At 54.3% G+C, this 23,948-nt stretch carries 20 protein-coding genes and 3 pseudogenes; 18 read left to right on the top strand and 5 right to left on the bottom strand.

The window, feature by feature from the left end; translation table 11 throughout:
• Nucleotides 1-72 precede the first annotated feature (72 nt).
• From OGY19_RS03210 to csiE, 7 genes are all read left to right on the top strand, one after another.
• Entirely contained in the window at nucleotides 73-1,056 is a 984-nt protein-coding gene (locus OGY19_RS03210) for an autoinducer 2 ABC transporter substrate-binding protein (protein WP_032949791.1), read from the top strand.
• Nucleotides 1,057-1,161: 105 nt separating this feature from the next.
• Nucleotides 1,162-2,670 (top strand): sugar ABC transporter ATP-binding protein, encoded by a 1,509-nt coding sequence (locus OGY19_RS03205; RefSeq protein WP_286596225.1) that lies wholly within the window; start codon nucleotides 1,162-1,164, stop codon nucleotides 2,668-2,670.
• Nucleotides 2,663-3,652, top strand: coding sequence for an ABC transporter permease (locus tag OGY19_RS03200; RefSeq protein WP_115601659.1), 990 nt, complete (start codon nucleotides 2,663-2,665; stop codon nucleotides 3,650-3,652). The genes OGY19_RS03205 and OGY19_RS03200 overlap by 8 nt, the downstream gene beginning before the upstream one ends.
• 1 nt (nucleotide 3,653) lies before the next feature.
• Nucleotides 3,654-4,607 (top strand): ABC transporter permease, encoded by a 954-nt coding sequence (locus tag OGY19_RS03195; protein WP_061068342.1) that lies wholly within the window; start codon nucleotides 3,654-3,656, stop codon nucleotides 4,605-4,607.
• 17 nt (nucleotides 4,608-4,624) lie between these two features.
• A complete protein-coding gene (locus OGY19_RS03190; RefSeq protein ID WP_003847100.1) occupies nucleotides 4,625-6,262 on the top strand; it encodes an FGGY-family carbohydrate kinase in 1,638 nt (545 codons plus the stop codon).
• Nucleotides 6,259-6,858: a KpsF/GutQ family sugar-phosphate isomerase gene (locus OGY19_RS03185; protein ID WP_115601658.1), complete on the top strand. Its 600-nt coding sequence runs from the start codon at nucleotides 6,259-6,261 to the stop codon at nucleotides 6,856-6,858. Before OGY19_RS03190 ends, OGY19_RS03185 begins: the two co-directional genes overlap by 4 nt.
• A 322-nt stretch (nucleotides 6,859-7,180) precedes the next feature.
• The gene (gene csiE / locus OGY19_RS03180) at nucleotides 7,181-8,458 is read left to right on the top strand and encodes a stationary phase inducible protein CsiE (protein ID WP_115601657.1); all 1,278 of its coding nucleotides are present in this window, start codon (nucleotides 7,181-7,183) and stop codon (nucleotides 8,456-8,458) included.
• On the opposite strand, the gene OGY19_RS03175 is transcribed toward csiE, so the two are convergent.
• Together OGY19_RS03175 and OGY19_RS03170 are read right to left on the bottom strand one after the other, a co-directional pair.
• Complete coding sequence (locus OGY19_RS03175) at nucleotides 8,453-9,601, bottom strand: 3-phenylpropionate MFS transporter (protein ID WP_048210912.1); 1,149 nt, start codon at nucleotides 9,599-9,601, stop codon at nucleotides 8,453-8,455. The two genes, csiE and OGY19_RS03175, sit on opposite strands and share 6 nt — an antisense overlap.
• A gap of 88 nt (nucleotides 9,602-9,689) precedes the next feature.
• A pseudogene (locus OGY19_RS03170) lies at nucleotides 9,690-10,007 on the bottom strand (aldose epimerase family protein); the annotation flags it as partial.
• A gap of 447 nt (nucleotides 10,008-10,454) precedes the next feature.
• Here OGY19_RS03170 and OGY19_RS03165 point away from each other — a divergent pair.
• The 4 genes and pseudogenes from OGY19_RS03165 (at nucleotide 10,455) to OGY19_RS03150 (ending at nucleotide 15,428) form a co-directional block, all read left to right on the top strand.
• Nucleotides 10,455-11,027, top strand: coding sequence for a fimbrial protein (locus OGY19_RS03165; protein ID WP_115601656.1), 573 nt, complete (start codon nucleotides 10,455-10,457; stop codon nucleotides 11,025-11,027).
• Nucleotides 11,028-11,107: 80 nt separating this feature from the next.
• On the top strand, nucleotides 11,108-11,800 hold the full coding sequence (locus OGY19_RS03160; RefSeq protein ID WP_115601655.1) for a fimbrial biogenesis chaperone: 693 nt from the start codon (nucleotides 11,108-11,110) through the stop codon (nucleotides 11,798-11,800).
• 53 nt (nucleotides 11,801-11,853) lie between these two features.
• Nucleotides 11,854-14,349, top strand: a pseudogene (locus OGY19_RS03155) (fimbria/pilus outer membrane usher protein).
• A gap of 11 nt (nucleotides 14,350-14,360) precedes the next feature.
• Complete coding sequence (locus tag OGY19_RS03150) at nucleotides 14,361-15,428, top strand: fimbrial protein (RefSeq protein WP_071887373.1); 1,068 nt, start codon at nucleotides 14,361-14,363, stop codon at nucleotides 15,426-15,428.
• Here OGY19_RS03150 and hcaR read toward each other — a convergent pair.
• A complete protein-coding gene (gene hcaR, locus OGY19_RS03145) occupies nucleotides 15,415-16,308 on the bottom strand; it encodes a DNA-binding transcriptional regulator HcaR (RefSeq protein ID WP_115601654.1) in 894 nt (297 codons plus the stop codon). The genes OGY19_RS03150 and hcaR overlap by 14 nt on opposite strands.
• Before the next feature lie 135 nt (nucleotides 16,309-16,443).
• Here hcaR and hcaE point away from each other — a divergent pair, with 135 nt between their 5' ends.
• The 5 genes from hcaE to hcaD are packed head-to-tail and all read left to right on the top strand — an operon-like array spanning nucleotide 16,444 to nucleotide 20,661.
• Nucleotides 16,444-17,805: a 3-phenylpropionate/cinnamic acid dioxygenase subunit alpha gene (gene hcaE / locus OGY19_RS03140; RefSeq protein ID WP_115601653.1), complete on the top strand. Its 1,362-nt coding sequence runs from the start codon at nucleotides 16,444-16,446 to the stop codon at nucleotides 17,803-17,805.
• Complete coding sequence (gene hcaF / locus OGY19_RS03135) at nucleotides 17,802-18,320, top strand: 3-phenylpropionate/cinnamic acid dioxygenase subunit beta (RefSeq protein WP_115601652.1); 519 nt, start codon at nucleotides 17,802-17,804, stop codon at nucleotides 18,318-18,320. The genes hcaE and hcaF overlap by 4 nt, the downstream gene beginning before the upstream one ends.
• Complete coding sequence (hcaC, locus tag OGY19_RS03130) at nucleotides 18,320-18,640, top strand: 3-phenylpropionate/cinnamic acid dioxygenase ferredoxin subunit (RefSeq protein ID WP_061068352.1); 321 nt, start codon at nucleotides 18,320-18,322, stop codon at nucleotides 18,638-18,640. Before hcaF ends, hcaC begins: the two co-directional genes overlap by 1 nt.
• On the top strand, nucleotides 18,637-19,449 hold the full coding sequence (gene hcaB, locus OGY19_RS03125; RefSeq protein WP_115601651.1) for a 3-phenylpropionate-dihydrodiol/cinnamic acid-dihydrodiol dehydrogenase: 813 nt from the start codon (nucleotides 18,637-18,639) through the stop codon (nucleotides 19,447-19,449). The genes hcaC and hcaB overlap by 4 nt, the downstream gene beginning before the upstream one ends.
• A 9-nt stretch (nucleotides 19,450-19,458) precedes the next feature.
• Nucleotides 19,459-20,661 carry a phenylpropionate dioxygenase ferredoxin reductase subunit gene (hcaD, locus tag OGY19_RS03120; RefSeq protein ID WP_115601650.1) on the top strand — a complete coding sequence of 401 codons (1,203 nt, stop codon included), beginning with the start codon at nucleotides 19,459-19,461 and terminating at the stop codon, nucleotides 20,659-20,661.
• An 81-nt stretch (nucleotides 20,662-20,742) separates the two neighbouring features.
• Here the strand turns inward: hcaD and glyA are convergent, their stop codons facing one another.
• A complete protein-coding gene (gene glyA / locus OGY19_RS03115; protein WP_003037627.1) occupies nucleotides 20,743-21,996 on the bottom strand; it encodes a serine hydroxymethyltransferase in 1,254 nt (417 codons plus the stop codon).
• A gap of 325 nt (nucleotides 21,997-22,321) precedes the next feature.
• Here glyA and hmpA point away from each other — a divergent pair, with 325 nt between their 5' ends.
• The gene (hmpA, locus tag OGY19_RS03110; RefSeq protein ID WP_003037624.1) at nucleotides 22,322-23,512 is read left to right on the top strand and encodes an NO-inducible flavohemoprotein; all 1,191 of its coding nucleotides are present in this window, start codon (nucleotides 22,322-22,324) and stop codon (nucleotides 23,510-23,512) included.
• Nucleotides 23,513-23,516: 4 nt separating this feature from the next.
• Nucleotides 23,517-23,612 (top strand): annotated as a pseudogene (locus tag OGY19_RS24550) (hypothetical protein); the annotation flags it as partial.
• Here the strand turns inward: OGY19_RS24550 and glnB are convergent.
• Complete coding sequence (glnB, locus tag OGY19_RS03105) at nucleotides 23,609-23,947, bottom strand: nitrogen regulatory protein P-II (RefSeq protein ID WP_002914032.1); 339 nt, start codon at nucleotides 23,945-23,947, stop codon at nucleotides 23,609-23,611. The pseudogene OGY19_RS24550 and the gene glnB sit on opposite strands and share 4 nt — an antisense overlap.
• Between the last annotated feature and the right edge of the window lies 1 nt (nucleotide 23,948).

Raw genomic sequence — 23,948 nt, 5'->3', positions numbered from 1 at the left:
GATTCATTCCCTCTTCCATTCGTTGTTAACTTCACGCCGTGACATGTCCTGCCCTCTACGAAAGGTACAACTATGAAATTCAAACTCGCATTACTCAGTGCAACCCTGGTTTCTGCATGCATGTTGTCCGGCACGTCCTTTGCGGCGGAAAAATATGAAATTGCTGTGGTTGCCAAAGTCACCGGTATTCCCTGGTTTAACCGCATGGAAACCGGTGTTAACGAAGCAGCAAAAAAACTGGATGTGAACGCTTACCAGACCGGTCCGTCTACGCCGGACCCGGCACAGCAGGTCAAAGTGATTGAGGATCTGATCGCCAAAAACGTCAACGCAATCATCGTGGTACCAAACGATGCCAAGGTTCTTGAGCCGGTACTGAAAAAAGCGCGCGAGAAAGGCATTGTGGTCCTGACGCACGAATCCCCGGACGAGCAAATCGGTCAGTGGGATATCGAAACCATCGACAGTGAAAAATACGCGCAGGCCAACGTTGATGAGCTAGCAAAAAACATGGGCGGCAAAGGGGGTTACGCCATTTATGTCGGCTCGCTGACGGTCCCACTGCATAACGCGTGGGCGGATTATGCAATCAAGTACCAGAAAGAAAAATATCCGGAAATGTTCGAGGTCACTTCACGTCTGCCGGTTGCGGAAAGCATCGATAAATCCTACGCCACCACGCTGGATCTGATGAAAACCTATCCGCAGATGAAGGGGATTATCGGTTTCGGCTCACTGGGTCCAATTGGTGCGGGTCAGGCTGTGCAGAAAAAACGCGCCAAAGATAAGATCGCCGTTGTCGGGATCGCCATGCCAGCACAGGCTGCGCCTTACCTGATGCGCGGTGATATCAAAAAAGCGCTGCTGTGGGATCCAAAAGATGCGGGCTATGCGCTGGTAACGGTTGCCGATCAGCTGTTGCAGGGCAAAGAAGTCAATGCAGACCTGAGTATCGACGGTTTAGGGAAAGCCGATATCGACACGGAGAAGAAAGTGATCCGCTTTAACAAGATCCTCGAAGTCACCAAAGACAACGCACAATCACTCGGTTTCTAAGGCTTTTGCCAACACCAGGGAAACCATAACGCCGACCGTCTGGTCGGCGCTATCAACCAAACTTAACACTCAGCGTCCGTCAGGGCGCTCGCAGGGGTATTGTCCATGACAGACACCACCGCATTTATCACTCTTGAGAATATCAGCAAACAATTCCCGGGCGTGCTGGCGCTGGATAACGTGAATCTGACGCTGAGAAAAGGCGAAGTTCACTGTCTGGCGGGTCAAAACGGCTGTGGTAAAAGCACCATTATTAAAGTGATCTCCGGGGTTTATCACCCGGAAAAAGGCGCGCAGATTTTACTCGATGGCAAACTGTTCCATCACCTGACGCCGCAGCTCTCTTCCCATTATGGCATTCAGGTTATCTACCAGGACCTGTCGTTGTTCCCCAACTTTAGCGTCGCAGAAAATATCGCGGTCAACCGCTATCTGCCGGGCGGTGATATCTGGGTACGTCGTGGTGCTATGAAACAGCAGGCGCTGGCCGCCATGAAGCGTATCGGGGTGAATATCGATCCCGATAAAAAAGTAGAAAAACTCTCGATTGCCGACCGACAGCTGGTCGCCATTTGCCGGGCGATTGCCGCCGATGCGCGTCTGGTGATTATGGATGAACCCACCGCCTCGCTGACCCGTCAGGAGGTCAATGGCCTGCTGAAGGTGGTTAACGAACTGAAAGCGGCCGGCATTTGCGTGGTGTTTGTCAGCCATCGTCTGGATGAAGTGATGGAAGTGGCAGACCGCATCAGCGTGATGCGCGACGGCAAACTGGTGGGCACATATCCTGCCAGCGAACTGGACAGCCACGAGCTGGCTTTCCTGATGACCGGACAACGCTTCCATTACAGTCCGTTGCCGGAGAAATCATTCAACGCTCGAGCCCCCCTGCTGGAGCTGCGCAACCTAAGCCGCAGAGGCAAATACCAGAACATCAATCTGTCGCTGCATGGCGGCGAGATTGTCTCCATTGTCGGCCTGCTGGGCGCCGGGCGTACCGAGCTTTGTCTGAGCCTGTTCGGCATGACGCACCCGGAAAGCGGCGAGATGCGTATTAACGGTCAGCCGGTTACTCTGCGCAATAACCATGACGCCATCAAACACGGGATCGGCTACGTCTCAGAAGATCGCCTGACGCAGGGGCTGATCATGGAGCAGTCGATTTACGACAACACCATCGTCACGGTGTTTGATCAACTGCACACCGGTAGCGGCTTGCTCGATCACCATAAAGCGCAAAAGCTGGTCGCCGATTTAATCCGCGAACTGAATATCAAAGTGTCCGATCCGAACCTGCCGGTCAAAACGCTTTCCGGCGGCAATGCCCAGCGCATCGCCATTGCCAAATGGGTGGCGACGAATCCCCGCATTCTGATCCTCGACTCGCCTACCGTAGGCGTGGATATCGCCAACAAAGAGGGCATTTACCAGATAGCCCGCGATTTAGCGGAACAAGGTATGGCGGTGCTGATGATTTGCGATGAAATCCCGGAAGCGTATTACAACAGCCACCGCGTGCTGGTGATGCGTCGCGGCAGGCTGGTGGCGGAATTTAATCCTCATCACTGCCGTGAAGAGGAGATTGCTGAAGTGGTCGAGGTAATCAATGAATAAGATGCATCTGTCCCGTTTAATCGGGCAACATGAATTCTGGCTGGGCCTGCTGGTCGTGGCGCTGGCGGTTGGGCTGAGCATCAGCACCGACGAGTTCTTGTCTTTGGGGAACCTGACGGATGTGGCCACCAGCTACGCGATTCTCGGCATCCTTGCCTGTGGGCTGTTTGTGGTGCTGATTTCCGGCGGGATCGATATCTCATTTCCGGCGATGACCGCGATTGCCCAGTATGCGATGGCCAGTTGGGTGATCGGCCACGGCGGCAACTTCGCACTGGCATTAACCATTGCGATTGCAGTGGGCCTGCTGCTTGGACTGATTAATGGCTTCCTGGTCTACTGGCTGCGCGTTCCGGCAATCATCATTACCATCGCCACGCTGAACGTCTACTACGGCCTTCTGGTTTACGCCACCAAAGGCACCTGGCTGTACGGTTTCCCTGACTGGTTTATGAACGGCATTAACTGGTTCTCCTTCACCGCGGCAGATGGCTACGACTACGGCCTGACCCTGCCCCTGCTGTGCCTGGCGGCGGTGATCGTCTTTACCGCAGTGCTGATGAACTATACCCGTCTTGGCCGTCAGGTTTACGCCATGGGCGGCAACCGCGACGCGGCCTCACGCCTGGGGCTGAATCTGCTGAAGCTGCATTTCTACGTGTATGGCTATATGGGCATTCTGGCAGGTGTTGCGGCCGTGGTTCAGGCGCAAATCACCCAGTCAGTTGCACCCAATTCGCTGCTCGGCTTTGAGCTGACGGTGCTGGCGGCGGTCGTACTCGGCGGAACCAGCATGAGCGGCGGGCGCGGTACGTTGACCGGAACCCTGCTCGGCGTTGTCTTGCTCGCCTTCTTACAAAATGGTCTGACGCTGCTCAGCGTCTCCTCTTACTGGCACACCGTATTCAGCGGCGCCATTATCCTGGTCAGCATCAGTGCCACGGCCTGGAACGAAAAACGCAAACTGGCAAGGGAGCTTTGAGATGAAAACAATCGCCAGATTTTTACCCGGTGATGCCATCATTCGTCTGCAATGCGTCATTATTGTGGTCGTCGCCCTGGTCTTCTCAGCCCTGCTTGGCAGCCGTTTTTTCAGCGTCGCTAACTTCCAGTCGATAGGCTCACAGTTACCGATCCTCGGCATGCTGGCCCTCGGAATGGGTATGACCATGCTGACCGGCGGCATTAACCTGTCAATTATTGCCGGGGCGAACGCCTGCTCGCTGGTAATGGCAGCGATTATCGTTACCCATCCGGATAACCCGCTGTTTCTGGTGCTGGCGCTGCTGGCAGGCGCAGCCGTGGCGGTGGCTATCGGTACGCTCAACGGCGCGCTGATTGCCTGGGTCGGCGTCTCACCGATTCTCGCCACCCTCGGCACGATGACACTTATCTCCGGGCTGAATATTCTGCTCTCCAACGGGACGGTGATTTCGGGTTTCCCGACCGCCATTCAGTACCTTGGCAACGCCACAATTGTGGGTATTCCGGTGGCGCTGTTGCTCTTTTTCCTGGTGGCAATCCTGCTATGGGTACTGCTGGAGCACACCACGCTGGGGCGCAGTCTTTATCTCGTCGGCTCCAATGAACAGGCTACCCGCTACAGCGGCGTGAATACCGTACGGGTACAAATTTCCGTGTACGTGATTTCAGCCCTGCTCGGCTGGGTCGCCGCCATTCTGATGATGGCGAAATTTAACTCGGCAAAAGCCGGATACGGTGAGTCCTACCTGCTGGTCACCATCCTTGCCTCCGTACTCGGTGGCATCAATCCGGATGGCGGCTTCGGACGCATTATCGGCCTGGTACTGGCGCTGATTGTGCTGCAAATGCTGGAAAGCGGCCTTAACTTGCTGGGGGTCAGCAGCTATCTGACGATGGCGCTGTGGGGCGCGGTGCTGATCCTCTTTATCGCATTACAGAATCGTAAAGCCTGATTTCAGGAGAAAAAATTATGGCAAGTTACTTTATTGGTGTGGATGTCGGAACCGGAAGCGCCCGTGCTGGCGTGTTTGATCTCAACGGCAGAATGGTCGGCCAGGCCAGTCGGGCCATCGAGATTTACCGCCCGCAGGCCGATTTTGTTGAGCAGTCTTCCGATAACATCTGGCAGGCAGTGTGTAACGCGGTTCGCGATGCGATTAACCAGTCAGATATCAATCCTATCCAGGTGAAAGGTCTGGGTTTTGACGCCACCTGTTCACTGGTGGTGCTGGATAAAGAAGGTAAACCGCTGACCATCAGTCCGTCCGGGCGCAGCGAACAGAACATCATTGTGTGGATGGATCACCGCGCCATTACCCAGGCCGAACGCATCAACGCCCTGCACCACCGGGTGCTGGACTACGTTGGCGGCATTATCTCACCGGAAATGCAAACGCCAAAGCTGCTGTGGCTGAAGCAACATATGCCTAACACCTGGGCCAATGCGGGATACTACTTTGACCTGCCCGATTTCCTGACCTGGCGCGCAACGGGCGATGACACGCGCTCATTGTGCTCGACGGTGTGTAAATGGACTTATATGGGCCATGAAGACAAGTGGGATGCCAGCTATTTCCGCCAGATTGGGCTGGAAGACTTGCTGGAACATGATGCCGCCAAAATTGGTCGCTACGTGAAAACCATGGGCGAACCGCTCGGTCATGGTCTTTCTGCACGCGCCGCCAGCGAAATGGGGCTGATTCCGGGGACCGCTGTCAGCGTCTCGATCATCGATGCCCACGCCGGCACGCTCGGCACGCTCGGCGCGAGCGGTGTTTCCGGCGAGGTGGCGGATTTCGATCGCCGCGTCGCGCTGATTGGCGGCACCTCTACCGGACACATGGCGATTTCCAAAGAGCCGCGTTTTATCGGCGGCGTTTGGGGTCCTTACTACTCAGCAGTGCTGCCAGAATACTGGCTTAACGAAGGTGGACAGTCGGCAACCGGGGCGTTAATCGACCACGTTATTCAGTCGCATCCTTGTTACGAAACCTTGTTGACCCAGGCGAAATCTCAAGGGCAGACCATTTATGAAGTGCTGAATGCGCTGCTGCGTAAAATGGCCGGTGAGCCGGAAGATATCGCATTTTTAACCCGTGACATGCACATCCTGCCCTATTTCCACGGCAACCGTTCACCGCGCGCCAACCCAACGCTCACAGGCGCTATCACCGGACTGAAGCTGTCGCGCACGCCGGAAGATATGGCGCTACAGTACCTCGCGACCATCCAGGCCATTGCGCTGGGAACCCGTCATATCATTGAAACGATGAATCAAAGCGGCTACACCATCGATACCATTATGGCCAGCGGCGGCGGGACGAAAAACCCGATCTTCGTTCAGGAGCATGCCAACGCCACCGGCTGTGCGATGCTGCTGCCTGAAGAGAGCGAAGCCATGCTGCTGGGCGGCGCCATGATGGGGACTATCGCCGCAGGCGTGTTCGATACCTTCCCGGAAGCAATGTCAGCGATGAGCCGGATTGGTAAAACGGTTACCCCGCAGACTAATCGCATTAAGCAGTATTACGATCGCAAATATCGGGTATTCCACGAGATGTATCAGGATCATATGAAATACCGCCAGTTGATGCAGGAGGACGCATGAGTAACTCCTGGTCTCAGGCCACCGACGTATTCCAGCTCTATAGCGATGCCCTGGCGGGTCTGGGGCAGCATCTGACTGAACCTGTCTGGCAGTCGCTAATGGCGGAGCTGCGCGGTTGTCAGGGCAAAGTCGTCGTCACCGGCGTCGGTACCTCTGGCATTGCAGCGCGTAAAGTCGCGCATATGCTGGCCTGCGTGGAACGTCCGGCGATTTACCTCAACGCGACGGACGCAGCGCATGGCGATCTCGGTTTTTTACGCGCCGACGACCTGGTGATTATGCTGTCACGCGGGGGTAATTCGGACGAGCTCACCCGGCTGCTGCCCGGACTGGCTGCGAGAAATGTGCCCATCCTGAGCATGACTGAAAACGCGGATTCAGCCATCGCTAAAGCGTCGAGGCTGGTGATTTCCACCGGCGTTCAGCGAGAGGCCGACCCGCTGAACATGTTGGCTACCACCTCGATTTTACTGGTGCTGGCTATCTTTGACGCCGCCTGCGCCTGTCTGATGAGCGAGAGCGGCTACTCAAAAGAAACGCTGCTGGCGGTACATCCGGGCGGCGATGTGGGATTAACGCTGAGTCGTGAGCAGTAACGCCAGACAACTGTTACGGAGGTAATGAACCTGTTGCCTCCGTCGTATTGCTACGTTCACTTTAGGTTTTTCACTTCTCTGCGATAGCATGTTCATACCTCCCTCCGCCAGCATTCCCCCCTCTGGCATTTTTTATATCTCAACAAAAGATAAAACAGTGAAAAAGCGGATTAACGCGCTGCGTTCCACTCCCGCTATCTGATCCGCACGTGAAAAATTCTGTGACGCTCTCCAGCATTCCTGGTGGAAAGCATTCCATTCTCCAAATCTATGAGCAAACTTTAGCTATTCTTATCAAACATACTTACGGGAGACCCTACAGATGATGTCAACGCTTGCTCCGCCATCTGTACTTTCCGCTCCCCAGCGCCGTTGCCAGGTACTGCTGACGCTTTTCCTGCCGGGGCAAATTGCCACGACTCAAACCTTTACCAGCCTCAATGGCGTTGATGATGCCACGGTTCAGGAAGATATTATTGGCGCAGGGCTCGAAATCCAGCGCTATCACCGGCTCACGATAGCCACCGCGCAGAATGGTGCCTATGCGATCGAAGGGACTCCGCTCAATCAGCGCCTGTGTCTGTTGCAGTGGCTACGCCGTGGTTTGCGAATTTGCCCGACTTTTATCGCCCAGCATTTCACGCCCGCATTAAAAATGGAGCTGAAACAACAAGGTATTGCACGTACGCTGTATGACGACACCAATCTGCATGCGCTCATCAATCTGTGCTCTCGGCGCTTACAGAAGCCGTTTGAGTGTCGTGACATCCAGTTCCTGCGCCTGTATTTACAATATTGCCTGCTACAGCACCACGCGGGGATCACCCCGGAATTTAACCCACTCCAGCAACGGTGGGCGCAATCCTGCGCTGAGTATCCGCTCGCCGAGGAAATTGGCCGCCACTGGCAGCGCCACGTCATGCAACGTGCGCCGCTGGGCGAATCGCTGTTTATGGCGTTGTTATTCTCAATGATTCGCATCCCCGATCCTATCCGCGATAATCACCAGCAGGATCGCCGCTTGCGCCTTGCTATTGCGCGGCTGGTGCTGCGTTTTCGCGAGTATGGCAACGTGCGCTTCAGCGACGAGCAAGGGCTGCACGACCAGCTTTATATTCACCTTGCCCAGGCGCTTAACCGTAGCTTGTTTGCCATTGGCATTGATAACACGCTACCGGAGGAGTTCAGCCGACTTTACCCCCGGCTGGTACGTACCACCCGTGAGGCAATACACGGCTTCGAAGCGGAATACGATGTCCAGTTTTCAGAAGAAGAGATCGGCCTGGTTGCGGTTATTTTCGGTGCCTGGCTGATGCAGGAAAAGGATTTGCACGAGAAGCAGATTATCCTGCTGACCGGTAGTAACGAACAACTTGAAGCGCATATAGAGCAACAACTGCGCGAACTGACGCTGCTGCCGCTCAACGTAAAGCATATGCCGATGCAGGATTTTCAAAAAGGAGGTGCGCCGCGCGGGGTAACGCTGATTATTACGCCATACACCACGCCGCTACCGCTGTTTTCTCCCCCGCTGATTCATGCGGATCTGGCGCTTACGCCGCATCAACAGCAGCAGATCCGCAAAATCCTCGAATCATAACATCGCAGGCTGCGCTGCCACCTTCGGGCGCAGAAAGATTGCCGGGAGCGCCACCAGCGCCATCACCCAGAATACGCCGCTGCCCAGATTCTGGTACAGGTATCCTGCGAATACGGTCATGATGGCAATGCTGCCGCCCATCGCCACCGCCGAGTACACCGCCTGGAGACGAATCACTTCGCTGCCCTGTCGCGCAGCAATGTAGCGCATCGCCGCCAGGTGGCAGACGGTAAACGTGCCGCAATGCAGGATTTGCACTACAATCAGCCACGGCAGCTCTGTGCTCCAGCCCATCAGCCCCCAACGCGCAACGCCGCAAACGGCGGAAAGCAGCAGAAGATCGCGAGCGCTAAAGCGGCGGAACAGCTTGTGGCTGAGCGCAAAAATAATCACTTCCGCCACCACGCCTAATGACCATAAATAGCCCACCGCCGAAGCGGAATAACCGGCAGACTGCCAGTAAATGGCGCTGAAACCGTAATAAGCGGCATGTGCGCCCTGCAGCAGACTCACGCAGGCCAGAAAACGCCAGCTTTGGGTTATTAGCGCGCGCCAGGCGGGCCATCCCGCGCTCTCCTGCTGACGGTTCTCCCCCGCTGGCTGTACGCTTGGGCGGATCATCATCCCCAGCAGCATTGATGCAACGCCAAGCGACAGCAGGACCAGGATAATCCGATAGTCAAACAGGCTCACCAGCTTGCCGGTCAACGCAGAGCCGATCACAAAGGCCACGGATCCCCACAGCCGTACCCGACCGTAATCCATGGTTATCTGTTTTTGCCAGGTGTTGGCCAGTGCGTCGGTCAGCGGCACCAGCGGCGAGAAAAACAGGTTAAAGCCGACCATCACCACCATCAGCCACGCCACGTTGGTCCCCGCCCAGAAGGCCAGTGCAAACACCAACGTCAACAAGGCCAGAATACGTAACGCTGAGATCAGCCGAGAGGGATCGCTCACACGCGGTGCGATCAGCAAGCTACCGAGAAAACGGGCAATCAGCCCCGCGCCCAGCAGTAAACCGATGGTTTCCGGCGTCAGCCCCAGCCCTTCGAGCCAAACGCTCCAGAAAGGCAGAAAAATACCGTAGCTAAAGAAGTAGGTGAAATAACCGAGCGCCAGCCAGCGCGTGGAATGCAAAGCCATGAATCCCTCCCGTTTGGTGGCGATAGTCTGGCGACAAACGCAGGCTGGCGCAAGTGAGCATTAACACGCAGATAACATGATTTTTGCCCTATTCGACGCAAATTTGCATCGCAAAATGGCAGCGTTCACCCTGCGCTAAAACCTGTAACCCCGGCTGCCCCTGCATGTGGTGGGCATTCACCGGATGCGTCTGCGGATCCAGACACAGAAACGGCTCACCCGACATTCTGAACAGCATCAACCATGGAGTTTGCGCTAAAATCGTGACTCTCATCACATCTCGCTGAATAACAGCCCGTCCGCTCCAGCCGGAATAGCCGACGTTCAGCCAGCTATCCTCACCGTATTGCGCGCGCATGAAATCCGCCGCTGGTGGAATGACACGTTGCCATTCCAGCGGCAGATGCTGCAATCGTGTCAGAAACGCCCCCCCACTAAATCGCCACCCGTCTCTGTAAGCGATCATCTGCTGGTTCACGTCGCGCTGCCAGACCACTCTTTGCAGCATCGCCCACCAACCAGCCGTGGAGTGCAAACCTTGGTTCCTCCCGTTGTCGAGGGCACTCGAAGAATTGCACCTATACGAGCTAATACGTTTCTGAAATAGATAGTATATATATAGAAAAGCAAAAATAATTCACAAACAAAACACATCTGCACAATCAATAATAAATTAGCAGAACAAGTAATAATATATTAATTATCCATAAACAAATTCTGAAAATCACCTTAAGCAATACCAGAACTGGAATACATTCAATATCATTCAAGGTAACTAAAGTTATTAAAATAGTTAAACAATTTTAATTGTCATCATTCATTAATATAACGCATGGAAGAAAGAGGTACTTTAATGAAAAAAGTAGTGAAATCAATCGCCGTCGGTTTACTTGCGCTTTCTGCGGGAAGCGCATGGGCGACGGACGGCACCATTGAATTTACAGGCGAGATTTTAACCAGCACCTGTGAATTTGCCAACGGTGATACGATCAACGTCGAATTAGGCCACTACGCCGCCAAACAATTTAAAAGCGTTGGCGATCGTTCTCCGGCTATTCCAGTCGATATTCCACTGAAAAACTGCCCAACAACGCCGTGGAAACACCTTGATGGCAATACGGACAACTCATTCCAGATGTGGTTAGAAACGCGTAGCGGCGGTACCGTTGCGGGCAACGAAAACCTGATTGCCGTCAACAGTCTCGATGTTCCTGCAACGGGTGTAGGTATTCGAATCGACAGAGCCATCGACGGGAAACAAATGTCGCTGAATAAGCTTACCGATCCGAAAATCAGCTTTACACCTGAAGCCGACGGCACAACTACGGTAGGACTGCAGGCCTACTACGTTTCCACCGTCGATTCTTCTGCCATCACCCCAGGGGAAGCAAACGCCACTGTTGATGTCACCATCGACTATCGCTGATTGCCATCTACCATCTCTTTCCCTTCTTTCCATAGACGGGGAAAGAAGTGGTTTCTGACGCCAGGTTAAGGATAACCGAGATGAAAAAAATCACAGCATTAGCGCTGACATTACTGCTGAGCGGCTGGTCCTGCCAAAATTTCGCTGGCGGAATTGTACTGGAAAGAACCCGCGTCATTTATGACGCAGGGAAGAAAGAAGCCGCGCTACCCGTGACTAATCGCAGTGAAAGTCTGCCCTATTTACTGCAATCCTGGGTCGACAATGAACAAGGGACAGCCCGTGGTCCCTTTATTATGACGCCACCGCTATTTCGCCTGAATGCAGGCAATAATTCATCATTGAGAATAATAAAGACGTCTGATGATATAGCTAAAGATAAAGAATCCCTGTTTTTTATTAACGTACGCGCCATTCCGGCAACACAACAATCCGATAGCGTCGAAAATAATATGCTGACGCTGGTATTTAAAACCCGAATTAAGCTCTTCTACCGTCCGAGCAGCCTGGTAGGGAAGCCCTATGACGCCTATAAATTACTCGAATATAAATATAGCAATAATAAGTTAGACATCTATAACCCATCTGCTTATTACGTGGTCTTCGCGGGATTGACGCTGGATAAAACCGATCTGACCAACAACATAGAGCGGATCGCACCTGGCGAGCATAAACAGTTGGCAGTACCGGGTCTGACAGGAAAGACGGTGCAGTGGGCTGCAATAAACGACTACGGCGGAACTAGCCAGACGGAAACCAGGACGCTGCAATAAATCGCGACTTACAGCCAACTTACGACGTTAGCTCTCAGGGAATGAAAAGCGATATGGTGCAATCAACGCCACATTTTTCAGATATTAAACCACTCGCCTTGTGGCTGCATTGCGCAATCGTCAGCGGATGTCTGGCATCTGTCCATGCCAGAGCCGATGTCTTCTACTTTGACCCAACGCTTCTGGAAACAGAAAAAAGTGGTCAGTCGTCGGTCGATCTTTCCGTTTTCTCTCAGGAGAATTCACAGCTCCCAGAAGAATATATCGTTGATATTTATGTTAATAAAAAGAAAATCGTACAGCGAAAAATCCCATTTATTGCAGATAAAAATCACCAGTTAATTCCCCAGCTAACCCTTGAACAACTGCGCGAGTTGGGCGTGAAAATTGAAAATTATCCACAGCTCGAAAAGCTGGATGACCTTACGACGATCGGCAACCTGGCGCAGGCCATTCCTGGCACCGTCTCGGAGTTTGATATCAACCACGGCAGACTGAACCTAAGCGTGCCCCAGATAGCGCTGTACCGCGATGCTCGCGGCTACGTTGCACCTTCTCGCTGGGACGATGGCATACCGGTTCTGTTCACCCACTACACGTTTAGCGGTTCGCAAAATCAGTATGACGGTGATAGCAATCAGCACCAGTATCTGAATATGCAAAACGGTGTCAACCTTGGTCCCTGGAGGCTACGTAACTACTCGACCTAGACACACAACGACAGTGATGCGCATTGGGATAGCATTAATAGCTGGCTACAACGAGATATTAAAAGCCTGAAATCACAGCTGATAGTAGGAGAAAGCGCAACTGAAGGCACCGTGTTCTCAAGCTATCAGTTCACGGGAGCACGTCTCTTTTCCGACGAAACCATGTTACCAAACAGCCAACGTGGCTTTGCGCCAACGATTCGTGGCATCGCACACTCAAGCGCTATCGTCACAATACAGCAAAACGGCTACACCCTTTATCAAAGCAACGTGCCGGCTGGGGCCTTTGAAATCAACGACCTCTATCCTTCCTCCTTTAGTGGCGATCTCGATGTCACGATTGAAGAAGCTGACGGTACGGTAAGGCACTTCGTCCAACCCTTCTCTGCGCTGCCGCAAATGCAAAGACCCGGATACCTTAAATACAGCGTCACTGCCGGGCGTTTTCGCGCCCCAACGTCGCAGGACAGCAATGAACCCGAGTTTCTTGAAAGTACCGCCAGCTATGGCCTGAGCAACGCCATTACGCTGTATGGTGGTCTGAATGCCTCGCAGGATTACCAGGCTTTAGCGCTGGGTCTTGGCTCAACGCTTGGCGTACTCGGGGCGGTGTCGACAGATGTGAGCCGTGCAGATACCCAGTTGAATACGGATGGTCGTTATCATGGCTATAGCTGGCGTACACAGTACATTAAAGATATCCCCGAAAGCGGCACCAGCGTGTCGCTAAGCTATTATCGCTATACCAGCAGTGGCTATTTCAACTTTTCCGACGCCAATCAGAAGGATATCCGTGCCGACGATCGCCTGCGCAGCGAGGCTCAATTTACGTTCAACCAGTCACTGCTAACAGGCATCAGCTTTTATGCTTCAGGCTCACAGCAAGAATACTGGGACCGCGGGCAGCAGGATAAAAACCTGTCTATTGGCCTGAACGGTAACCTATGGGGAGTCAGCTATAACCTGAGCGGCCAGTTCACCGACTCTCAGGACCACGAAAACGATCGCACGCTATCGCTCAGCCTGAGTATACCGCTAGACCGCTGGCTATCCCATACACAGGCCACGTGGAGGACCACCGATCAGCGCGATCGTCCTACTGAGCACGAAGTGGGCATTAACGGCTCTCTGCTGGACGATGGCCGCCTGAGCTATAACCTGAAACAACGACAAAGCGAAGGAGGCGGCAACAAAAGCAGCAGCCTTTACGGCAGCTATCGTTCTGCTTTTGGCACCGCCAACGCTGGCTATGATTACAGCGCCGATAGCCAGCAATTGAGCTATGGTCTTTCCGGAGGTATTGTTGTCCACCGCCACGGCGTGACCCTTTCACAGCCTTTGGGCAATGCCTTTGCGCTGGTAGATGCCAACGGCGCTGCCGGTATCCGGGTGAAAAACTACCCCGGCATTGCCACCGACCATTTCGGCTATGCCGTGATTCCCTTCCTGACCGCTTACCAGGAAAATGCGATATCGATCGATACTACGCAGATGCCGGATAACGTTGACGTAACCGAAACAGTGCGCACCGTTGTGCCTAATCGAGGCGCCGCCGTCGCCGCCCAGTTCCTTGCTCGTACGGGTTACCGCGTACTGCTAAAACTCACCGATGGTCAGGGTAACGCACTCCCTTTTGGCGCCATCGCCAGCAGCCAGACCCAGCAAAGTATTGTTGATGACGGCGGTGTGTTGTATATCAGCGGTGTGAACAATCAGCCGCAAATCTGGTCTGTGCGTTGGGGCAACCAACCCGATCAGCAGTGTCAGTTCACCTTTAGCCTGCCGGAAAGTGTCAGCCGTGGCACTTCAATACAAAATGGCAACGCACAATGTCGATAAGGAAGATGTGGATGAGAAATGGAATTTCTACCGCTGCAAGCGTCGTGCTGCTCGCGCTTTTTTCCCCCGCAGGCTATGCGATCACTGGCGCCTGCTCGGCGAAAGGCAGTTTTAGCGCCAATGTGTCCAGCGACTGGACGCAAGATCAGAATGTCACTGGCCGCACCCTGGAACTGCCGACACCGCTCACGGGCAACGCCTACCAGATAGAGTGTACCTGCGAGGCAAATACCAAGGTGGGCCTGTTTTATACGGTAACCAGCGGCCTCTCACAAACTGGCAAAGTAGGTGGTTATTACCGCCTGAACAACAATCTGGATATTCAAACTGAAGTCGACGATATTCCTGGCGTTACCGGTGTCACCCCACTGAATACGCAAGCCATCAGAGAGAGTGGTGCCTACCAAAGCGGTGGTAGCAACGGCAGCGTCTGCGCGGCCGATCCGGCGGATACCCGAGCCGCGCCTGTGACAATTGGTGCCAATACCCGTTTGACGTTTTACGTCACCAAACCCTTCCTGGGCGAGCTCGTGATCCCGGACACACTCGTCGCTTCAGTACGTGCCGGATGGAGCACCAACACCACCCCACCATCCTTGAGTACGCTACAAGATATTGCCGAACTGCGCATTCAAGGGAGCATTACCGTGCCGCAAAATTGTAAAATCAACCAGGGAGACATCATTCGAGTCGATCTCGGCTTTATCAACGTCAGCCGTTTTACGACAAAGGACAGGATGCCAGACGGCTACACGCCGGTTAAATTTGAAATTCGTTACGATTGCGGCGACACATCAGAAATGGGTAATGATATGGAAATGCAGATTGATAGCAACGATGTCGTTAACCAGTACACGTTGGTCGCCCGTCGCCGTGAAACGGACAACGTCCCGGATGTCGGTATACAAATGTCACGTGATGGCTCCCAGATGATCCCCTTTACTAATGGGTTGCTCAGCCTCGATTCTTCAGGTCAGGGTGCCATCAGCCTGGAAGCGTGGCCGATAAACATGGTGGGCGGCACGCTGTCACCGGGAAAATATAGCGGCACAGCAACCATTACCGTTATTGTAAAGTAGCGCACTCGGCTGGCCGCTGCGCCAGCTCGATAAAATCGCGCAGGGCGGGTTTCAGGTCACCTTTTTTCCACGCCATCAGCAGCGAAATGGTTGGGATATCGCCGATAATTGGCCGGAAAACCACCTGTCCGGTATTAAAATTATTCATATAACCGGGTATCAAAGTGACCCCCAGCCCCATACCGACCAGGTTCATCGTCACCAGAATATTGGTCGCCACCTGCACAATATTGGGCTGGCTTTTCTGCTGCTGAAACCAGTTTTTGACAATCTTCGCTAATACGCCGGAATAAGCGGGATCGGTGCTGACAAAATTGACACCGTTCAGTTGCTGTGCCGATATCGCCTGTTCACTGGCTAACGGATGGTTAACCGGTAGCACTACCACCAGCGGCTCATGAATGAGCTCCAGATACTCCAGTTCCGGGCTGTAAACCGGATGGCGCATTAAACCAACATCCAGCTCCCCACTCAGGATCTTCTCTTCCTGCTCGGTGGTTATCAGACTCACCAGTTCAATGTGTGTATCCGGTTGTTTTAAACGAAACAAAGGCAGCACCTTAGGCAGCAGATTCACCTCTGCTGAAGGAACAAAACCAATCGTAAAATGATTATCTTCCTGCACCGTTTTACGGGCGCGAATTTTCGCGTTCTCTGCCTGTTCGAGGATAGCCAGCGCATCCTGTAAAAAGCACTCTCCTGCCGCCGTCAGCGCAACTTTTCGCTTATCGCGCACCAGTAACGGAACGCCCACGCAGGTTTCCAGATCGCGGATCTGACTGCTTAACGACGGCTGGGAGGTATGCAACTTTTCTGCCGCTCGGGTGAAATTCAGCGCCTGCGCCACCGCGACAAAATAGCGTAAGTGCCTCAGTTCCATGCCCTGCTCCTTGTTATCGAAAAAATGTCTCAACTGGTAGAAATTTACTATTTCACAGATTGATAACTAACCAGCAACATCCTTAGGGCACATAAAAAGAAGGTCAATACATCTTAGCTTTCAGGATTAAAAAATATGACCACACCCTCAAATTTAGACATCTACCAACTGATCGACACGCAAAACGGTCGCGTAACCCCACGAATTTATACCGACCCTGAAATTTACCAACTGGAGCTGGAACGCATCTTCGGACGCTGCTGGCTGTTTCTCGCCCACGAAAGCCAAATCCCCAAACCCGGTGATTTTTTTAACACCTACATGGGCGAGGATGCGGTGGTGGTGGTTCGCCAGAAAGACGGCAGCATTAAAGCGTTTCTCAACCAGTGCCGCCACCGCGCGATGCGCGTCAGCTACGCCGACTGCGGCAATACCCGCGCCTTCACCTGCCCGTATCACGGCTGGTCGTACGGCATTAACGGCGAGCTGATCGACGTCCCGCTGGAGCCGCGCGCTTATCCGCAAGGTTTATGCAAATCGCACTGGGGGCTGAACGAAGTGCCTGGCGTAGAGAGCTACAAGGGACTGATTTTCGGTAACTGGGATACCTCCGCGCCTGCGCTTGGCGATTATCTCGGCGACATCGCCTGGTATCTCGACGGTGTACTCGACCGCCGTGAAGGTGGCACCGAAATCGTCGGAGGCGTCCAGAAGTGGACCATCGACTGCAACTGGAAATTCCCCGCCGAACAGTTTGCCAGCGACCAGTATCACGCGCTGTTCAGCCATGCCTCTGCGGTGCAGGTGCTGGGGGCGAAAGACGACGGCAGCGATAAGCGCCTCGGCGACGGTCAGACCGCCCGCCCGGTGTGGGAAACCGCCAAAGATGCACTACAGTTCGGCCAGGACGGCCACGGCAGCGGCTTCTTCTTTACCGAGAAACCGGACGCCAACGTGTGGGTCGACGGTGAAGTCTCCAGCTACTACCGCGACACCTACGCGGAAGCCGAAGAGCGCCTGGGTAAGGTTCGCGCCCTGCGACTGGCCGGTCACAACAACATTTTCCCTACGCTTTCCTGGCTGAACGGTACAGCCACGCTGCGCGTCTGGCACCCGCGCGGGCCGGACAAAGTGGAAGTGTGGGCGTTCTGTATTACCGATAAAGCTGCCTCAGACGAGGTGAAAGCCGCGTTTGAAAACAGCGCCACGCGGGCTTTTGGCCCCGCCGGGTTCCTGGAGCAGGACGACTCGGAAAACTGGTGTGAAATTCAAAAACTGCTGAAAGGTCATCGCGCACGCAACACGAAATTGTGTCTGGAAATGGGGCTTGGCCAGGAGAAACGTCGTGAAGACGGCATTCCGGGGATCACCAACTACATCTTTTCGGAAACCGCCGCGCGTGGTATGTACCAACGCTGGGCCGATTTGCTCAGCAGCGAAAGCTGGCAGGACGTGCACGAGAAAACCGCCGCGTACCAGCAGGAGGTGATGAAATGAGCACTTTAGTTTCTCTCGAACTGCATCATCGCATCAGCCAGTTTCTGTATGAAGAAGCGCGTCTGCTGGACGACTGGCAGTTTCGCGACTGGCTGGCGCAGCTGGATGACGACATTCGCTACACCATGCGTACCACGGTCAATGCTCAGACGCGCGACCGTCGCAAAGGCGTGCAGCCGCCGACGACGTGGATTTTCAACGACAACAAAGACCAGCTCGAACGCCGCATCGCACGGCTGGAAACCGGCATGGCCTGGGCGGAGGAACCCCCTTCCCGCACCCGTCATCTGATTAGCAACCTACAAATCAGCGAGACTGACCAACCGGACGTGTTCGCCGTGCGCCTCAACTATCTGCTGTATCGCGCGCAAAAAGAGCGGGACGAGACGTTTTACGTCGGCATGCGCGTGGATAAAGTCCGTCGTTTGCCGGGCAACGAGTGGCGCTTACTGGCGCGCGAGATCGTGCTGGATCAGGCGGTTATTACCTCCCATAACCTGAGTGTACTGTTCTGATGAGTCGTATTTATGCCTGCCCCGTAGGGGATTTGCCGGAGGGTGAAGCCCTCCGGCTCGACACCTCGCCCGTCATCGCGCTGTTCAATGTTGGCGGCGAGTTTTATGCCATTAACGATCGCTGTAGCCACGGCAACGCCTCGATGTCGGAAGGTTATCTGGAAGACGATGCCACCGTGGAATGCCCGCTGCATGCGGCCAGTTTTTGTCTGAAAACCGGCAAAGCGCTGTGCTTACCTGCCACCGATCCGCTAACCACCTACGCAGTATATGTGGACGGTAGCGATGTATTTGTTGATATTCCAGAGGACGCCCGATGAGCGATTTACGCGATAACGTGGTTTTTATTACCGGCGGCGGTTCCGGCCTCGGCCTGGCGCTGGTCGAGCGCTTTATTGAAGAAGGCGCGAAGGTCGCTACGCTCGAACTGTCGCCAGCCAAAGTCGCCAGCCTGCGCCAGCGTTTTGGCGAACATGTATTGGCGGTAGAGGGCAACGTCACCTGCTACGCCGACTATCAGCGTGCGGTCGATCAGATCCTCACCGTGTTTGGCAAGCTGGACTGTTTTATTGGCAATGCGGGCATCTGGGATCACAACGCAACGCTGGTGAACACCTCTGCTGAAGCGCTGGAGAGCGGCTTTCACGAGTTATTTAACGTCAATGTACTGGGTTATCTGCTGGGGGCGAAAGCCTGTGCCCCGGCGCTGATCGCCAGCGAAGGCAGCATCATCTTTACCCTGTCAAACGCTGCCTGGTATCCCGGCGGCGGCGGGCCGCTGTACACCGCCAGTAAGCACGCTGCTACCGGGCTGATTCGCCAGTTGGCCTACGAGCTGGCGCCTAAAGTGCGGGTGAACGGCGTCGGTCCGTGCGGTATGGCCACCGATCTGCGCGGCCCACAGGCGCTGGGGCAAAGCGATACCTCAATTATGCAGTCACTGACGCCGGAAAAAATCGCCGCTATTTTGCCGCTACAGTTCTTCCCCGACCCAGCCGACTTTACCGGGCCATACGTGATGCTGGCGTCGCGTCGCAACAACCGCACCTTAAGCGGCGTGATGATCAATGCCGATGCCGGGCTGGGTATTCGCGGTATTCGCCACGTCGCCGCTGGTCTGGATCTCTGAGGAGGCGTTATGCACAACAAAATTATTGCTATCGTCGGCGGTGGACAGGCCGCAGCGATGGCGGCGGTAGCACTGCGCCAGCAAGGGTTTGACGGCGAGATACATCTGTTCTCCAATGAGCCGTATCTGCCGTACGAACGCCCGCCATTGTCCAAAGCTATGCTGCTGGACGACGCCCCGCAGCTACAGCCGGTGCTAAACACGGCCTGGTGGCAGGGAAAAAATGTTCATCTGCATCTGAACGTGACTATCCAGACGCTCGGCCGCCAAACGCATCAGTTGGTGCTGGCTGACGGCCAGGTTTATCCGTGGGATCAGCTACTGATTGCCACCGGTGCCGCGGCCCGTCCTCTTCCGCTGCTGGATAAACTGGGCGATCGCTGCTTTACCCTGCGCCACGTTGACGACGCGACTCGTCTGCGAGACGCTTTACTCCCCGGTAAATCGATTGTGATAGTCGGGGCGGGCACCATTGGTCTGGAACTGGCGGCCAGCGCGACCCAGCGCGGCTGCCGGGTAACCGTAGTGGAGCAGGCGCCAACGGTGATGGGCCGCAATGCGCCTGCTCCGGTTCGCGACTACCTGCTTGCCCGCCACCAGCAGGCGGGTGTGCAGGTACGGCTCAACAGCACCATCGAGCACGTCGAAAGCGGAGAGTTACTTACCCTGACGCTGCAAAACGGCGAGACGCTGCTGGCCGATGCGATGGTTTACGGCATCGGTATCGTGGCGAACGATATGCTGGCCCGCGAAGCGGGGCTGGAGACGGCGAACGGCATTATCGTTGATAGCGCCTGCACCACCGCCGACCCGGACATTTTCGCCGCCGGTGACGTTGCGCTCACTCGCCAACCGGACGGTTCACTGCGCCGGGTAGAAAGCTGGGAAAATGCTAACTTCCAGGCGCAGATTGCTGCCGCGGCGATGCTCGGTTTGCCGCTGCCCACTGCCACGCCAGGTTGGTTCTGGACCGATCAGTACAGCGATAACTTACAGTTTGTCGGTGAGATGCAGGGAGAAAGCTGGCTGTGTCGTGGAAACCCGGAGGACGGCAAGGCTATCTGGTTCCAGCTGCGCGATGGAGCGATAATTGGCGCAGCCGCGCTCAACAATGGGCGCGAAGTGCGTGTACTACGTAAGCTGATTCAGTCAGGGCGAGCCATGAGCGAGGAAGCGTTGTGTGATGAAGGCGTGGCACTAAAATCGTTATGATCGTTGTCTGATAAGGCAAAGCCGCCATCGGACATAAAAAAGGCCGCATTCGCGGCCTTTTTCACAGCTAACAATTGACGCTTACGCGTAAACCGGGAAGCGTGCGCAGATATCCAGAACTTTACCTTTGACGCGCTCGATTACGGCTTCGTCATTGATGTTGTCCAGCACATCACACATCCAGCCAGCCAGCTCTTTCGCTTCCGCTTCTTTGAAGCCGCGGCGAGTGATTGCCGGAGAACCGATACGGATACCGGAAGTCACAAACGGGCTCTTCGGATCGTTCGGCACGCTGTTTTTGTTGACGGTGATGTTGGCGCGGCCCAGCGCAGCGTCAGCTTCTTTACCGGTCAGGTTTTTATCAACCAGATCCAGCAGGAACAGGTGGTTTTCAGTACCGCCAGAAACCACTTTGTAGCCACGGTTCAGGAACACTTCCACCATCGCTTTGGCGTTTTTAGCAACCTGCTGCTGGTAAACCTTGAACTCAGGCTCCATAGCTTCTTTCAGCGCTACAGCTTTCGCCGCGATCACGTGCATCAGCGGGCCGCCCTGCGCGCTTGGGAACACCGCAGAGTTCAGTTTTTTGTACAGCTCTTCGTCACCGCCTTTCGCCAGGATCAGGCCGCCGCGCGGACCCGCCAGAGTTTTGTGGGTGGTGGTGGTCACAACGTGTGCGTGTGGAACCGGGTTCGGGTAAACGCCTGCGGCAATCAGTCCCGCAACGTGCGCCATATCGACGAACAGGTATGCACCGATGCTGTCAGCGATTTCACGCATTTTTGCCCAGTCAACAACGCCGGAGTAAGCAGAGAAGCCACCGATGATCATCTTCGGTTTGTGCTCTTTGGCCTGCTTCGCCATGTCTTCGTAGTCAATTTTGCCGGACTCATCAATACCGTAAGGGATGATGTTGTACAGTTTGCCGGAGAAGTTAACCGGGGAGCCGTGAGTCAGGTGGCCGCCTTGTGCCAGGTTCATACCCAGAACGGTATCGCCCGGTTGCAGCAGAGCGGTGTAAACAGCGAAGTTAGCCTGAGAACCAGAGTGCGGCTGTACGTTAGCGTAGTCAGCGCCAAACAGTTCTTTGGCACGATCAATAGCCAGTTGCTCAACGATATCAACGTACTCGCAACCGCCGTAGTAGCGTTTGCCCGGATAACCTTCAGCATATTTGTTGGTCAGCTGAGAACCCTGCGCCTGCATAACACGCGGGCTGGTGTAGTTTTCGGAGGCGATCAGTTCGATGTGCTCTTCCTGACGTACTTTTTCCTGCTCCATAGCCTGCCACAGTTCGGCATCATAATCGGCAATGTTCATTTCACGCTTTAACATCCGCATCTCCTGACTCAGCTAACAATAGAATTTCGGCCTAAAAAGGCAGTCCCTAGGACTTCGGCCAACAGTATAACCGAATCATTCTTCGATAACAGGTCTTGACAAAGGATTTTACGCAAACGATTACCTTCACGGCACGCAAGGCTTTGGAGAACAAAGGTCTGCTGAATTTCAACGGATTTCTTTTCAGGTTTGTGATGCAGATTTTTCACGATGTAACCTTTACAACGCAAAGTTACAAAGAACCATTTACAATGCAGGGGTATTTTTTATAAGATGCATTTGACATACATCATTAAAGTCTCAGATAAAGGAAGACCGTATGCTTGACGCACAAACCATCGCTACAGTGAAAGCCACCATTCCCCTGCTGGTTGAAACAGGTCCGAAGCTGACCGCCCATTTCTACGATCGCATGTTTACGCATAACCCAGAGCTGAAAGAAATTTTCAACATGAGTAACCAGCGTAATGGCGATCAGCGCGAGGCGCTGTTTAACGCGATTGCCGCGTATGCCAGCAATATCGAAAACCTGGCGGCGCTGTTGCCAGCGGTTGAGAAAATCGCGCAAAAGCATACCAGCTTCCAGATTAAACCAGAGCAGTACAACATCGTGGGTGGTCATTTGCTGGCAACGCTGGACGAAATGTTCAGCCCAGGCCAGGAAGTCCTGGATGCGTGGGGTAAAGCGTATGGCGTACTGGCGAACGTTTTCATCAACCGTGAAGCACAAATCTATAGCGAAAATGCCAATAAAAATGGCGGCTGGGAAGGTACCCGTCCTTTCCGCATCGTGGCAAAAACCCCACGCAGTGCACTGATCACCAGCTTTGAGTTTGAACCTGTCGACGGTGGCGCAGTAGCTGAATATCATCCGGGGCAATACCTGGGCGTCTGGCTGAAGCCGGAAGGTTTCCCGCATCAGGAAATTCGTCAGTACTCACTGACCCGTAAACCTGATGGCAAAGGCTATCGGATTGCCGTTAAGCGTGAAGACGGTGGTCAGGTTTCCACCTGGCTGCACAACCATGCAAATGTTGGCGACGTTGTTCACTTAGCCGCACCTGCGGGCGATTTCTTTATGGACGTCGCGACCGATACCCCTGTGTCTCTGATTTCCGCAGGCGTAGGTCAGACCCCAATGCTGGCGATGCTGGACACGTTGGCGAAAGCGAAGCATACGGCGCAGGTTAACTGGTTCCATGCGGCTGAAAACGGTGATGTCCATGCCTTCGCTGATGAAGTAAATGAACTCGGCAAAACGCTGCCACGCTTTAGTGCGCACACCTGGTATCGTGAGCCAACCGAAGCCGATCGCGCGAAAGGTGCGTTTGATAGTGTAGGTCTGATGGATTTGAACAAACTGGAAAGCGCAATCAGCGATCCGGCGATGCAGTTTTATCTGTGCGGTCCGGTTGGCTTTATGCAGTTTGCCGCAAAGCAGCTGGTCGGCCTGGGCGTGAAAAACGAGAACATTCATTACGAATGCTTTGGCCCGCATAAAGTTCTGTAATTACGTTATGCCTGATGGCGCTGCGCTTATCAGGCCTACGAGATATTGTAGGCCGGATAAGGTGTTTACACCGCCATCCGGCAAGCAAGGCGCGGCTTAGATTGCCGCGTCGTCTTCTTCACCGGTACGAATACGAATAACGCGCGCGACATCAAAGACAAAAATCTTACCGTCGCCGATTTTGCCGGTCTGGGCAGTACGAATAATGGTGTCGACGCAGGTATCGACGATGTCGTCGGTAACCACAATTTCAATTTTTACCTTCGGCAGAAAATCCACCATATATTCCGCGCCACGGTACAGCTCGGTATGGCCTTTCTGACGGCCAAAGCCTTTCACTTCCGTTACCGTCATCCCGGTGATACCGACTTCCGCCAGCGCTTCGCGGACGTCGTCCAGCTTGAAGGGTTTAATAATCGCATCAATCTTTTTCATG

Origin of the sequence: Citrobacter sp. Cy070 (assembly GCF_030332245.1) — a bacterium.
Classification (GTDB): Bacteria; Pseudomonadota; Gammaproteobacteria; order Enterobacterales; family Enterobacteriaceae; genus Citrobacter; species Citrobacter youngae.
The sequence above is the reverse complement of the archived record's forward strand: the minus strand, read 5'-3'. Positions and strand labels throughout refer to the sequence as shown.

Coding starts and splice junctions, on each gene's coding strand:
- OGY19_RS03210 (WP_032949791.1), top strand. CDS start 73: ATGAAATTCAAACTCGCATTACTCAGTGCAACCCTGGTTTCTGCATGC.
- OGY19_RS03205 (WP_286596225.1), top strand. CDS start 1,162: ATGACAGACACCACCGCATTTATCACTCTTGAGAATATCAGCAAACAA.
- OGY19_RS03200 (WP_115601659.1), top strand. CDS start 2,663: ATGAATAAGATGCATCTGTCCCGTTTAATCGGGCAACATGAATTCTGG.
- OGY19_RS03195 (WP_061068342.1), top strand. CDS start 3,654: ATGAAAACAATCGCCAGATTTTTACCCGGTGATGCCATCATTCGTCTG.
- OGY19_RS03190 (WP_003847100.1), top strand. CDS start 4,625: ATGGCAAGTTACTTTATTGGTGTGGATGTCGGAACCGGAAGCGCCCGT.
- OGY19_RS03185 (WP_115601658.1), top strand. CDS start 6,259: ATGAGTAACTCCTGGTCTCAGGCCACCGACGTATTCCAGCTCTATAGC.
- csiE (WP_115601657.1), top strand. CDS start 7,181: ATGATGTCAACGCTTGCTCCGCCATCTGTACTTTCCGCTCCCCAGCGC.
- OGY19_RS03175 (WP_048210912.1), bottom strand. CDS start 9,601: ATGGCTTTGCATTCCACGCGCTGGCTGGCGCTCGGTTATTTCACCTAC.
- OGY19_RS03165 (WP_115601656.1), top strand. CDS start 10,455: ATGAAAAAAGTAGTGAAATCAATCGCCGTCGGTTTACTTGCGCTTTCT.
- OGY19_RS03160 (WP_115601655.1), top strand. CDS start 11,108: ATGAAAAAAATCACAGCATTAGCGCTGACATTACTGCTGAGCGGCTGG.
- OGY19_RS03150 (WP_071887373.1), top strand. CDS start 14,361: ATGAGAAATGGAATTTCTACCGCTGCAAGCGTCGTGCTGCTCGCGCTT.
- hcaR (WP_115601654.1), bottom strand. CDS start 16,308: ATGGAACTGAGGCACTTACGCTATTTTGTCGCGGTGGCGCAGGCGCTG.
- hcaE (WP_115601653.1), top strand. CDS start 16,444: ATGACCACACCCTCAAATTTAGACATCTACCAACTGATCGACACGCAA.
- hcaF (WP_115601652.1), top strand. CDS start 17,802: ATGAGCACTTTAGTTTCTCTCGAACTGCATCATCGCATCAGCCAGTTT.
- hcaC (WP_061068352.1), top strand. CDS start 18,320: ATGAGTCGTATTTATGCCTGCCCCGTAGGGGATTTGCCGGAGGGTGAA.
- hcaB (WP_115601651.1), top strand. CDS start 18,637: ATGAGCGATTTACGCGATAACGTGGTTTTTATTACCGGCGGCGGTTCC.
- hcaD (WP_115601650.1), top strand. CDS start 19,459: ATGCACAACAAAATTATTGCTATCGTCGGCGGTGGACAGGCCGCAGCG.
- glyA (WP_003037627.1), bottom strand. CDS start 21,996: ATGTTAAAGCGTGAAATGAACATTGCCGATTATGATGCCGAACTGTGG.
- hmpA (WP_003037624.1), top strand. CDS start 22,322: ATGCTTGACGCACAAACCATCGCTACAGTGAAAGCCACCATTCCCCTG.
- glnB (WP_002914032.1), bottom strand. CDS start 23,947: ATGAAAAAGATTGATGCGATTATTAAACCCTTCAAGCTGGACGACGTC.